Here is a 12,395-nt window from a genome sequence, read left to right on the forward strand (position 1 = left end):
AGGAGAGGCACATGAGTAACACCAAGCAAAACGAACAAACCCTTCCGTCTTCGCCGGGGATTTTTAACTGGTTTGCACGCTATGAGGAGTCAGCGCATCCAAGTCAGTATCAGGTTAACCTGCCGTCTTCGCGAGACTCTCAGGAAGAGTAACTGAATACTTGTAACAAATTCAATTGTTTAAGTTGAGTCGTGTTGGCTCATAAAAAACAGGCGGACAAGCAGTCAGGCGCCGTCATTTAACCAATAACCGTGGTGATAACTATGCGAAATTTAACGAAATGGGCATTAGGATCTCTACTGGTATGCAGCGGTGTTTTGGCAGCCAGTCAAACTGATAACGTGTCTCAAACGGTGACTCAGTCAGTGTCTGATTGGGTCAGCACAGCAGACACAGCAACAACGCTATCGGAGCGTGACAGGCCATTGGTTAAGTTGGAGCAAGACGTCGCCATGACTCAATTTGATTCAGCTAATCCGATGCATGTACTGCGGTTAAAGCGAATAATGCACTACCTTAGTGAAGCGCGGACTTACGATCAGCAAAACTGGCAATACAACAGAGATGATGCTGTCGAAAGAGCCACTAATATTCTGCGTCATCATCAAGTGAAAACCGGGCAGGGGCAGCATGTTATATAAAGGACTGATTAGTGCGGTAATAGTACTCCTGGCGGGGTGTTCATCTGTTCCGCCACCATCACAGACTGAGGCGAATGGCGCAACGGACGTTCACGAGGTTGCGTCGGGCGAATTGCCACAGAGTCGGTTAAGTGCTGGTGAGCAGGTGACGCTGCAAACATCACAGGGAGAACAGGATGTGTCACCTGCCATCGTTTCGGTCACAGAAAGCCAGTTGGACAATTCGGTAGCGGCGTCCCAATATTACGATCCCTGGGAAGGCTTTAACCGCTCTATGTTTGCCTTCAATAATGCGGCTTACGACTATGTTCTTACGCCAGTAAGTAATGGTTATAAAGCGGTCTTACCGCAACCGGTAAGAAACTCGGTTGGGAATTTTTTTAGTAACCTGCGCGAACCTCTCAACCTACTCAACAATATTTTTTCGGGCGAAGTGTCAGATGCGGGTACCAATCTGGGGCGCTTTTTGATTAATTCCACCATCGGCTTACTTGGCCTCTTTGACCCGGCTTCAAGTTGGTTTGATATAACGCCCAAAGAGCGTTCAATCGGCGATACGCTGGCAAGTTATGGCGTTGGTGCCGGACCTTATCTGGTGCTGCCTCTGTTAGGACAAAGCGACGTTCGTGGTGGCTTTTCAGTGCTCACAGAAGGCCTGATTCACCCGGTTAATCATATTGCTGATTCGCCACAAACCTATCAGTTAAGAGCCGTCGATGGGGTAGACGAATTCTCTGAACAGTCAGATACCTATCATACCCTTTACCAAAACGCGGACGATCCATACATCTATTTCCGAAATCAGTACTTACAAGGTCAGGCACGGGATTCGCTTTATGAACAAGAAGACTCTGATTAGTAATTTGTCTGACGGTGTTGTCCGTTGGCGCTGGCTGGTGGTGTGTATATTTGCTGTGTTTTTGCTAATAGCACTGACCGGGGTGGGCAAGTTTAAGATTGCTGCATCTGCCGATACGCTGCTGGTGAAGGATAACAAGCTGTACATTCAGACGCAGCTGGCTCAACAGACCTTCAGTCCTGACGAATTTATTCTGCTAGCCTACGAACCCCGTCAGCATGATGTATTTAGTAAGCAAACCTTTGAGGATTTGCAGTTTCTTTCATCAGAAATTAGCAAGATTCCCCGGGTTGAGAGTACCACTTCGATTTTAACGGTGCCCCTGATTAAAGATGCCGATGCGCTGAGCGGACAAACCGATGTTAGTGCGCTGACCTGGCAGCAACAGCGTTATTCTCCCAAGGAGATGCGTAAGCTGATTAGCGGTCATCCCATTTTTACTGATCTGCTGATCAATCGTGACAACACAGCAACGTCTATTCAGATTGTATTTAAACCCAATGACGAACTCATTCGCATTGAAGGGGAGATGACCGCAATTCAGTCTAAGCTGTTGCAAAGGCCTCTGACTGAAGATGAACAGCAGCAACTGGCAACGCTTAAAGCCAAAGCTGATCCTATCCGGGCTAAACTAACTCAAGCCCGCAAGCAGGAAATTGATCAAATTAATGCCATTACCGAGCAGGTGAACCAGCGGGCCAATACTTATCTTGGCGGCGCCTATGTGGTAGGCCAGCATTTAATCGACATTATTAAATCAGACCTGGTGATCTTTGGCACTGCCATTGCGTTAGTCGTGGCGCTGTTACTGGCTATTTTGTTCCGGCGCTTACGGTGGGTGGCGCTGCCATTATTAAGTTGCGCGCTGAGTGTTTCTGTGACTTTGGGTCTGCTGGGCTGGCTGGATTTGCGGGCTACCGTGATCTCGGCAAATTTTGTGGCGTTACAAATTATTCTGACGCTGGCGGTTATGATCCACATGCTGGGAAGCTATCGCTATATTGCCCAGGAGACGCCCGAACTGAGCCAGCATGAGCGAGTACAAAGCATGCTGGAAGATAAACTGAGCCCGTGTTTTTTTGCCTCGTTAACCACCAGTGTCGGTTTTGCCGCATTATTGTTCAGCGGTCTGGAACCCGTGACGTCTTTTGGTGTGATGATGCTGATAGCCATGATAGTGTCACAGCTGGTTAGTCTGATTTTATTTCCTGCGGTGCTGGCTTTATTATCCCCAGGCAGTGAAGCCCACGACTATGCGTTTATTGGTGCACTGTTAACGCGTGCGCGGCATCTCAGTGTAGCCAGACCCGGTCTTACCATAGCTTTTAGTGCGTTGTTATTTGCCGGGCTTAGCGTGGGCATTATGCGCCTGAACGTGGAAAATTCCTTCATAGATTATTTTGCCGATAACACCCAGGTGCATCGCGAACTTGCCTACATCGATAAAGAGTTTGGCGGGACCACGGCACTGGATATAATTTTGCAGGTACCGGATACGCCTGATGATCCATCGCTGATTCTGAGCGCCGACAGTGTTAACCGTCTGCAACTGGTGCAAAGTGCAGTAAAAGCGTTTGCCGCTAGCGGCAGCGTTACATCACTGGTTAACTTTACTGAGCTGGCTACCCAACTCAACCAGGGGCGGCCGTTAACCGAGTACGAACTCACCAGTATTTATTATCTGCTCAATGACAAAGTCGTAAACCAACTGGTAGGGGCCTATTTTTCTGAACAGGCCCAGCAGCTGAGAATGGCGGTGCGGGTGCAGGATACCACCGCAGGCCTGGATCGCGAGCAGTTCCTGACAGATCTTAAACAGGATTTAGCATCGCTGGGCGTTGCCGCTGAGGACTATCAGCTAACCAGTTTGTTTGTGTTGTATCAGGATATATTAAGCCGTCTGTTTAGCTCACAAATTACTACGCTGGGGTTGGTGTATGCGGCGTTGGGACTGGTATTTCTGCTTATTTTCCGGGCAGTTAAAGTGGCACTCATCGCCTTAATACCTAATGTGCTGACGACACTGGCCATTCTCGGGGTAATTGGCTGGCTTGGGATCCCACTGGATATAATGACCATTACTATTGCTGCTATCGCGATGGGAATTGCCGTCGATGACACCCTGCACTTTGTGCACGGTTATCTGGCCGGTCTGGATTCAGGCCATCAGGCTGCCAAAAAGGCATCAAAAGCTGCGTTTAAACACAGTGGCCTGGCAATATTAATGACCACTACGGTTATCGCCGTGGGCTTTTCGCTGTTCGGATTCTCCGACTTTATCCCCAGCGTCTATTTTGGCCTGTTAACTTCGCTGGCAATGCTGATGGCGCTGATAGCCGATCTTACGCTCTTGCCCGCCATGCTAAACAAGTTTGTGGCAGCGCAGCAGCAAAGCAATTCAAATACAGGAGAAGCAGTACATGACTAACATCTTGCGCAATGGTTGGCTAAAAGATTTGTCGGCCCGGTTTTTTGCTGGTTTGTTTATGTGTGTGTCAGCCACCATGATAGTGATGGCGGGGCTCCATTTTTACGCCGGTTTTGCCCCCGACAATGACTTTGTGTCGGCAGTGATTAAAGCCATTAATGATTTATTTATCGCGCTGGCCACCTACGAGCTGGCAATGGGGATATTCAAAGAGTACCGCCATAGCGACGAGGATGATCTGTTTATGTCTATCCGGCGCACAGTGACAAGGTTTGTCAGTGTCGTGGTGATTGCTCTGGTACTGGAAGGGCTTATCATGATCATTAAATACAGTCAGCTGGATTTGGCTGGAAACCTGTTTTATCCGGTTGGCGTAGTCTTAGCCGCCAGTTTCCTGCTGATAGCCCTGGGTTTGTTTTTACGTTGCAGCCGGGATGTCGTGTAACCCCTGCCGTGGCAGGCGGGTTTGAAATACCTTAATAAGTAAGCTATGTTTATGTTTCTTAGATCATTTTAAGGAAGGAATGATAAGATGAATAAGCCAAACTTGCTTCGTTTGACCCCAGTTGCACTGGCGCTTTTGGCGCTTTCTGCACAGGCCTCATCAGCACCCGAATTAACCCCTCAACCGACTTTATCAGAACATATTGCTACGGTCATTGAGGCGCAGCCGGTAAAACGGGTCGATCCGAAATATCCTGTTTCGTCTGCACGCAAAGGCCAGGAAGGCTGGGTAGCAGTAAGCTTTGTTATCAACGAAGACGGCGGGGTAGAAGACCCGGTAGTACAGGATTCAAGCGGTCTCAAAGCGTTTGAAAAAGCCACATTACAAGCCGTAAAACGCTGGCAGTACAGCCCGGCTATTCAGGATGGAAAACCTATTCAGCAGTGCAGAAACATGGTGCGAATGGATTTCCGCCTGCAAGGGAAACTCGGCGTGACTCGCAAGTTTTTGCGTCAGTACCGGGAAGTGACCGACGCCATCAATGCAAAGGATTTAGCCCTGGCTGCAGAAAAACTGACAGAAATGAAAGATGACCAGTTGTGGAATCATATCGAGAGTGCTTATTTCTGGCTGGCAGATTCTTATTATGCCAAAGCCATTCAGGATGATGCCCGGGAATTGAAAAGCGTGCGCCGGGCAACCATTATCGAGAATGAAAGCATCAAAAAATCCACCCGTCAGTATCTGCTTCAGCGACGCTTTGTGTTAGCCGTTAATTTAAGTGAATACCGGGATGCACTGGAAACTTACAATAAGCTGGTTGAACTGGCGGGTGATGACCAATCGCAACTCGCGCAGCTATCACTCTATGCTGACCAGGTGCGCGAACTGATGACGAGTACTGAACCGATGATTCGTAAGGCCAGTATTGATGACGAAGGGCGCGTGTTTCATGAGCTGAGTCGAAATGCTTTTGAACTGAATATCGCGCAGGGCGATTTGCATGAAGTTCAGATCCGTTGTGACAATAAACTTTCACGATTTACTGCAGTGAGTCAGTCACAATGGCATATTCCATCAACCTGGGGACACTGTTCGGTGTTTGTTTCCGGTACCCCGGGCGCCGAGTTTGAAGTGATTGAGCTGGGCGAATATGTGGGTGAAATCTAACCGTTGAGGGAGCGTTAACGCTCCCAAGGTGCAATCGCTTTTATCTGGGCTGCAAAGGCTTTGATTTCTTCATCACTTTTAGTGGTTAAGACACGTTCGGTTGAAGCTGGCTGAAAGGCTAAACTTACGCCTTCCCGGCGCGCGGTTTTTGGCCGTACCGGACGTCGGGTAAAACCACCGCCACAGTTGGGACAAACATTGCTTAGCAGTGAATTTACACAGTCCAGGCAAAAGGTGCATTCATAGGAGCAAATCATGGCTTCGGTAGCATGGGGCGGCAGGTCACGGTCGCAGGCTTCACAATTCGGTTTCAGTATTAACATGTGCTTTTCCTTGCAGTTTTACTGGTTAAACGGATTATTCACTTCGCCTTAATTCACGTACACTATGTGCTTTGATGTTCTGTTTAAGTCACAATCATGATCAAAACTCGGTTTACGCTTTGGCTGGCGTTACTTTTATCTTCTCATGTTTACGCTGATACGCTGCGCGTCGCAACATTTAATGTCAGCATGGAAGCGAATAATTATGTCTCCGATAACGCCCCGGCGGCATCAGGCAATCTGTTGCTGGCGCATCTGCAAACGGGTAACCATCCGCAAATTCGCAATATTGCTGAAATTATTCAGCGGGTAGCCCCCGATATTATCGTGCTTAATGAGTTTGATTATTATCCTGATGCATCACCTTCTGCGTTATCGCTGTTTGTCTCCAACTATTTACGGGTAAGTCAGCAGGATCAGACGGCGATAGACTTTCCGTACCAGTACATTGCGCCGGTGAATACGGGCGTCGCAACGCCATTTGATTTGGACAATAACGGTGAGAAAACCGGTAATGCCGGTGATGCCCTTGGGTGGGGGATGTATCCTGGTCAGTATGGCATGGCACTGTTATCCCGATATCCAATCAGGTTCGAGGAAATTCGTACTTTTCAGCGTTTTTTGTGGCGCGATATGCCAGACCGGCAACAGGTAACAGACCCAGCTACTGGGGCTGACTGGTTTACGGATGAAGAGCTCGGGGTAGTGCGTTTAAGTTCAAAGTCACACTGGGATATTCCCGTAGAGGTCAACGGCAACATTGTGCATATACTGGCCATGCATCCTACGCCGCCCAGTTTTGACGGGCCGGAAGACCGTAACGGCAAACGCAATCACGATGAAATCCGGATGATGGCCGATTACATTACACCGGGTAAGGCTGAGTATTTGTATGACGATAATGGTCAGCGTGGCGGCCTCACCGGCGGGCGGTTTATTCTGGCCGGCGATTTTAATGCGGCAGACATTGGCGCTAAACACCGCCCCGGAGTGATTGAACAACTCACCGCTCATCCCCGGGTCAACAATAGCGTGTTGCCGTTAAGTGAAGGTGGCGCGGAATCTGACAACGCTTCCTTTAGTAACCGCTATACAGCTTACTGGGGGGCACGGGCGGATTACGTTTTACCCTCTGTGGAGGGGTTTAAGGTTACCGCTGCCGGTGTGTTCTGGCCTGCGTCTTCTTCGCCCTTGTACCGGCTGGTAAAAGACCGTCAAAGCAGTTCTGATCACCGTTTGGTTTGGATAGATCTGAGCATCACTGAATAACCGGCCACTGCCGGTTAACAGTGTGAATTTTTTAAGAAATTATATCTGAATTGCCTGTGCTCTGATACTATTCCGGGCATGTTGCCCCGTACACTGCGGGGTGTAGCTTTACTTCTCATTATCGATTTTTCTTTTTCAGGAGGCCCGCGTTTGGAAGTGTTAATTGAAAGGATGATGTATGCGTCGCGCTGGATACTGGCGCCTATTTATTTAGGTTTATCACTGGCGCTGGTGGCTCTGGGTATCAAGTTTTTTCAGGAGCTGATTCATTTATTACCTCATGTGCTTGAAATCAGTGAGGCGGATATTGTTTTAGTCGTACTGTCGCTTATTGATATCGCGCTGGTTTCCGGTCTGATTATTATGGTGATGTTCACCAGCTACGAAAATTTTGTGTCGAGTATTGATTTAAAAGAAGGTACCGAAAAACTGGCCTGGCTTGGCACGCTGGACACAGGAACCTTAAAAAGCAAAGTGGCGGCGTCCATTGTGGCCATTTCCTCTATTCATTTACTCAAAGTGTTTATGAATGCTAAAAATATCCCGAATGATAAGCTGATGTGGTATGTGCTTATCCATTTAACGTTTGTTATCTCTGCCTTTGCCATGGGCGTGCTGGATAAGAAAAGCAAAAAGCATTAAGCAAAAAAGGCAATGTCGTTACCCGGCATTGCCTTTTTTGGTATGAACCACTGCTTAACAATCGGTGTCTTCAGCCTTCATACCTTCTTTTACGTCTTCACAGGCATCTTCAACCGCGTTACCCGCATCAGTTACCGCTTGGTCGATGGCTTCACCAGCATCTTCTGCTTCACCGTCGCCACAGGCGATCACGGTACAGGCAAAGGCCGCGATCAAGGTCATCTTTAATACATCTGCTAATTTTAACGTTTTCATACTATTCTCCCTGGTGTTTATGTTGATTCAGTCGTGCAGCTTAAATCTAAGCTCTCGGTGCTTTACCGCGTAACGCATTAGCCAGTAATGAAATCACCAGTAAGACGACAAATAAGAAAAACAGGAACTGCGCAATACCCGTTGCTGCACCTGCAATGCCACCAAAACCGAAAACTGCTGCGATAATGGCAATGATAAAAAATGTAATTGCCCAACCTAACATGATGTCTCCTTTGTTTTCATCGAATGTCAAAGAGATATATGCTCATTGCGTGCCATTTTATAACTTTATGTAATTTAAGGGTTTTATTTTATTCTGGAGGTTCTGTGGCGAGATGTTGAAAAGCGCTTACAGACTGGTTTGCACATTTTACAGACAATAAAGACGAGCTGACATCGGTGTCGAATAGGGTTAGGATCGTATCATTAACTGAAAAAATAGTATGGAGAGTCAATGGCTAACAGTCACTCTGCCTTTATTGGACTAATGCAGCGCGCCCGTAACGTCAAACGCTGGCCGTTAATGGCGCAGTTTCAGTCAGAAATGTTATCAACGCATATTTACGAAGCGTCGGTGATAGCGCATATGCTGGGCGTGATTGCCAAAGAAATCTTTCACGATGACATCGAGCCTGATCGGGTTGCGGCCATGGCAATATTTCATGAGGGCAGTGAAATTGCCGGCATGAGTGATATTCCCAGTCCGGTAAAATATCACGATCCGGAAACTACCCAGGCAATCAAAAAGCTGGAAAGACGATTTGAGCAAATGCTAATCAAAACCCTGCCGGAGCCGCTTCAGGCCTGTTACGAACCGCTTATACTGCAGGACAAAAATGACATCCATGTGCGTCTGGCGAAGGCGGCAGATGTGCTGTGTGCTTACTTAAAATGCGATTACGAGCTGGCAAAATCAAACCATGAGTTTTCCAATGCGATGGAAGAAATGGAAATTCAGCTGGCCCGGTACCGGGAAATGCACCCCTGTGTGGATTATTTCTGTAAGGTGTTTTTAGAAGACGCCAAAGGTACACTGGATGAGCAAACCAAGGATCTGGACTGGGTAGAAAACGCCAATCAGGCTAATTTAAAGCAACCCTGAGCCATTTTGTTGAAGACTGAGCTTTTCAAGGCATTGTTGCTGGCGAACGGCAATCTTACGCAGGTTCAAAGAGAGCGCACATGGCGAGATACGGGTAAGACTGCCATGCAGGCAGCTCAGCAGTCGCTGTTCAATTTCAATAAAGTCTTCAAGGGCCAAAGGTTGTTTGTAGCGTTCAAGAAGCGCAGTTAGCCGATGTTTGTCGTCATCAGCCATGGGGCTGTCACATTGCTGATAGTCCTGGTTTTCCAGCAAACGTAACGCGTGGCGTTTCTCGTTTTTTAACACGAAGATAGCCGTTTTGTACTGCGGATTGGCGTGCTGCTGTGCGGCTTGCTGGTAGGTTTTTTCGCCTGTTCTGAGCAAGTCGATAAACATCTCGACGATTCCTGCTGTATTAGATGACATAAGCTTTTGTACAACCTTGCTGAAAATCAATTGCTGTATTGTATTTGTCGGGCACATCCGCCAGTGCTAATAAATGGCGGTGTGCGAATAAAGCTTGTTTAAGCCGGGATTACTTCAACAAAATAGCATCGCTCGGACGGGGTTCGTAACGGCCCATTTGCACGGTCATAGTGTAGTAATGGTTTTCGTCGGTTACCGAATCTGTGTCGGGGATTGTGACGCTGTTAACGCTTTCACAACCGGATGCGGTGCACTGTTGGTTGCCGGGCAGTTTAGCCTCGTCGATGTCGCCGGTAATGATCCCATTTACCCTGGGCTCTTCAGGCGCGGCAGTAATAATTTGCTGATTATCCAGTGCCGATAAACTGACGGCATCACTGGAAACAATGCGGTACCAGGTATAGTGTTCGGCGGCAGCGATTTCCTCGGCCCGGCGCTGACTGTATTTAAGTAATAATTCTTCGCTGGTGGCGCTGTTGGCTTTATACATGATTTTGTATTTACCATCAGTCAGTTGGTGCGAGGAGTAGCCTTCGGTACCGGCCTGACCGGCCGGCTGATAAGGGGTAGCTGACAGTCCGGAACCGGCGCATCCTGTTAGCATGCAAGTGGTGACGACGGCAAACATCATTGCCTTAATCAGAGCGGTGTTACTAAAAAGTCTGGCCAGTAATTGAATATCCATTTTAACTTTCCTGTTGCAAAATTATCTAGCACCAGAGTCCTGTGAAAGCTGAAAAAAGGACTATGGTTACGCTGTTATAACAGGAAATTGCAACGGATATGCCAATTGTGGATTTAGTCTAAATTATTGAAAGAATTAGAATTATTATTTGTTTGGGAAAGTTATCTACTCATCTTTTGTAAAACTTGCAGGCTGATTCACGCAAAAATTCAATGCCGCTAAATCCGTCTTGCTGACAGGCTTTAGCAGAACCTGGTCAATGGGCAAATCGGAGAGTCTGTCCTGCTCTGGTTCGGCGCCGCTGATAATGGTAATGCGCAATGCGGGAGCCAGCTCGCCGATGGCGTGGGACAGTTCGTAACCGTCGGTATCCGGTAAATGCAGATCCATTAGTACATGATCGTAGGGTTGGGTAGCCGTTGCTATTTTTTCGAGGGCTTGTTTCCCGCTTAATGCAACGTCGGCCTGATAACCTAAATTTTGCAGCAGCAAACACATTAACTCAGCCGCATCCTCATCGTCTTCGACAACCAGTAAAGCCGGTGACGACGCCCTGTCAGGCTCAGCAATTTGCTCTGGCTTAACCGGCGTGGGTAGCAAAAATGTATTTAATACTTCACCCAGTTCGCGGCGGTCGATAGGTTTGGCGATAACATTGTCAAATCCTTCGGCCAGCAAGGACTCGCGTAAGCCTTTACGACTGGCAGCCGTCACAGCCACTACCGGCGTTTGCATTTCTTCAGAACGAATAGCCTTAAGACAATCTATGCCGTTCATCACCGGCATATGGATATCCATTAATACCAGATGATAGGGGCGTTTGGCCTGTTCAGCCTGACGGACTTTTTCCAGCGCGTCTGCGCCATTTTGAGCATAGGTTACCTGCGCCTGGCTCATGCCCACCAGACGGCCGGTCAGGCGGCGTATTTCCCGTAAATCGTCAACAATCAACACGCGCCCATCCAGATGCTGATCAATTTTATACTGAGTTGGCAGGGGCTTCGGTGCTTCAAGGTCCAGGGCTATCTTATTTACCTCTGCACTGCCTGGGGTCTCCACGCAAAACCAGAAACGACTGCCTGCACCCGGGGTAGACTCTACCTGGATTTGCCCGCCCATGCGGTTAACCAGTTCGTTGCAAATAGCCAGTCCTAGTCCGGCCCCCCCATGATTGGCCTGAATAAGGTCTTCGATTTGCTCGAAGGGTTTAAAAATGGTGTTGAGTTTGTCAGCAGGCATACCAATACCGGTATCCTTTACCGTAAAGCAAATTCGCTGTTGCTCAGCGTTATACTGTAAATTAACCGTGACGGAACCATTGTCGGTAAACTTTATGGCATTGTTCATCAGATTAATCAGTATCTGGCGTAAGCGGGTAGGGTCCAGTGTGACATATTCGGGTAACAGGGTATCTGCTGTAACGGTAAGCACCAGACCCTTTTCACTGGCTTGCATTACCATCAGGCTGTACAGGTCTGTCAGAAACCCGTTGAGGTTAAACGTGTTGGGAACCAGCTCAAGCTTGTTAGCCATAATGCGCGACATATCGAGCAAATCGTTTAACAAACTCAGTAAATGTTTACTGTTGTTTAATATGGTCGACAGTTCAGACTGAATATGCTGGTTTTCGGGGCTGTCTAACAGCAATTCGGTATAGCCTAAAATCGAGGCTAACGGTGTTCTCAGTTCATGGCCTAAATGGGCAAGAAATTTATCCTTGGCTTTGTTTTGTTGTTCTACCCGGTTACGTTCCAGACGTTCTGTTTCAATTTCACGCCGGACCAGTGCATAGCGGATCGTGCGCATAAACCGGGGGGTATCCACTTCGGCTTTGGTCAGAAAATCTTCTGCGCCGGCGCGCATGACATTGTCATCAACCACGCTGTCAGCCTGGCCGGTAAGTACAACCACCGGAATACTCACCGACAACCCTTTTAACCGACTCAATACGTCCATGGCATTTTCCTGCCCGAGGAGGTAATCGAGCAGACATAAATCAAATGACTGAGTTTGCAGTAACGTTATGGCTTCGTCGCCGTTTCTGGCCCATACCAGTTCGAACACCGGTGAGGTGCACTGGGCCAGCGAGTCGGCGGTAAGAAAGTAATCGTCTTCGTCGTCTTCAACTAAAAGAATACGCACGCTGTCAGTCATTGGCTGCTCCGTTA

At 48.1% G+C, this 12,395-nt stretch carries 15 protein-coding genes; 9 read left to right on the top strand and 6 right to left on the bottom strand.

What is annotated here, in order from left to right:
• Window positions 1–11: 11 nt before the first annotated feature.
• From BFC17_RS22520 to BFC17_RS07180, 6 genes are all read left to right on the top strand, one after another.
• Entirely contained in the window at window positions 12–152 is a 141-nt protein-coding gene (locus tag BFC17_RS22520; RefSeq protein ID WP_175439540.1) for a hypothetical protein, read from the top strand.
• A gap of 111 nt (window positions 153–263) precedes the next feature.
• Window positions 264–641, top strand: a complete 378-nt coding sequence (locus tag BFC17_RS07160; protein WP_070175770.1) for a hypothetical protein — start codon at window positions 264–266, stop codon at window positions 639–641.
• Window positions 631–1,500, top strand: a complete 870-nt coding sequence (locus BFC17_RS07165) for an MlaA family lipoprotein (protein ID WP_070175771.1) — start codon at window positions 631–633, stop codon at window positions 1,498–1,500. Before BFC17_RS07160 ends, BFC17_RS07165 begins: the two co-directional genes overlap by 11 nt.
• A complete protein-coding gene (locus tag BFC17_RS07170; protein ID WP_070175772.1) occupies window positions 1,478–3,928 on the top strand; it encodes an efflux RND transporter permease subunit in 2,451 nt (816 codons plus the stop codon). Before BFC17_RS07165 ends, BFC17_RS07170 begins: the two co-directional genes overlap by 23 nt.
• Window positions 3,921–4,373: a hypothetical protein gene (locus BFC17_RS07175; protein ID WP_070175773.1), complete on the top strand. Its 453-nt coding sequence runs from the start codon at window positions 3,921–3,923 to the stop codon at window positions 4,371–4,373. The genes BFC17_RS07170 and BFC17_RS07175 overlap by 8 nt, the downstream gene beginning before the upstream one ends.
• Window positions 4,374–4,460: 87 nt before the next feature.
• Complete coding sequence (locus tag BFC17_RS07180) at window positions 4,461–5,543, top strand: energy transducer TonB (RefSeq protein WP_070175774.1); 1,083 nt, start codon at window positions 4,461–4,463, stop codon at window positions 5,541–5,543.
• Between the two features lie 14 nt (window positions 5,544–5,557).
• On the opposite strand, the gene BFC17_RS07185 is transcribed toward BFC17_RS07180, so the two are convergent.
• Window positions 5,558–5,866, bottom strand: a complete 309-nt coding sequence (locus tag BFC17_RS07185; RefSeq protein WP_070175775.1) for a DUF1272 domain-containing protein — start codon at window positions 5,864–5,866, stop codon at window positions 5,558–5,560.
• Window positions 5,867–5,962: 96 nt separating this feature from the next.
• Between BFC17_RS07185 and BFC17_RS07190 the strand changes: the two genes are divergently transcribed.
• Together BFC17_RS07190 and BFC17_RS07195 are read left to right on the top strand one after the other, a co-directional pair.
• The gene (locus tag BFC17_RS07190; RefSeq protein WP_070175776.1) at window positions 5,963–7,135 is read left to right on the top strand and encodes an endonuclease/exonuclease/phosphatase family protein; all 1,173 of its coding nucleotides are present in this window, start codon (window positions 5,963–5,965) and stop codon (window positions 7,133–7,135) included.
• A 150-nt stretch (window positions 7,136–7,285) separates the two neighbouring features.
• The gene (locus tag BFC17_RS07195) at window positions 7,286–7,777 is read left to right on the top strand and encodes a TIGR00645 family protein (protein WP_070175777.1); all 492 of its coding nucleotides are present in this window, start codon (window positions 7,286–7,288) and stop codon (window positions 7,775–7,777) included.
• Between the two features lie 54 nt (window positions 7,778–7,831).
• On the opposite strand, the gene BFC17_RS07200 is transcribed toward BFC17_RS07195, so the two are convergent.
• Together BFC17_RS07200 and BFC17_RS07205 are read right to left on the bottom strand one after the other, a co-directional pair.
• Window positions 7,832–8,032 carry a hypothetical protein gene (locus BFC17_RS07200; RefSeq protein ID WP_070175778.1) on the bottom strand — a complete coding sequence of 67 codons (201 nt, stop codon included), beginning with the start codon at window positions 8,030–8,032 and terminating at the stop codon, window positions 7,832–7,834.
• A 46-nt stretch (window positions 8,033–8,078) separates the two neighbouring features.
• The gene (locus tag BFC17_RS07205; RefSeq protein ID WP_070175779.1) at window positions 8,079–8,255 is read right to left on the bottom strand and encodes a DUF1328 family protein; all 177 of its coding nucleotides are present in this window, start codon (window positions 8,253–8,255) and stop codon (window positions 8,079–8,081) included.
• A gap of 231 nt (window positions 8,256–8,486) precedes the next feature.
• On the opposite strand from BFC17_RS07205, the gene yfbR reads away from it, so the two are divergent.
• Entirely contained in the window at window positions 8,487–9,134 is a 648-nt protein-coding gene (gene yfbR, locus BFC17_RS07210; protein WP_070175780.1) for a 5'-deoxynucleotidase, read from the top strand.
• Here the strand turns inward: yfbR and BFC17_RS07215 are convergent.
• From BFC17_RS07215 to BFC17_RS07225, 3 genes are all read right to left on the bottom strand, one after another.
• Complete coding sequence (locus BFC17_RS07215) at window positions 9,120–9,542, bottom strand: hypothetical protein (protein WP_139142021.1); 423 nt, start codon at window positions 9,540–9,542, stop codon at window positions 9,120–9,122. The two genes, yfbR and BFC17_RS07215, sit on opposite strands and share 15 nt — an antisense overlap.
• Window positions 9,543–9,651: 109 nt before the next feature.
• A complete protein-coding gene (locus tag BFC17_RS07220; protein ID WP_070175782.1) occupies window positions 9,652–10,227 on the bottom strand; it encodes a CC0125/CC1285 family lipoprotein in 576 nt (191 codons plus the stop codon).
• 165 nt (window positions 10,228–10,392) lie between these two features.
• Window positions 10,393–12,381, bottom strand: a complete 1,989-nt coding sequence (locus BFC17_RS07225) for a response regulator (protein WP_070175783.1) — start codon at window positions 12,379–12,381, stop codon at window positions 10,393–10,395.
• Window positions 12,382–12,395: the final 14 nt, after the last annotated feature.

Origin of the sequence: Marisediminitalea lipolytica (genome assembly GCF_001758465.1) — a bacterium.
GTDB lineage: Bacteria > Pseudomonadota > Gammaproteobacteria > Enterobacterales > Alteromonadaceae > Alteromonas > Alteromonas lipolytica.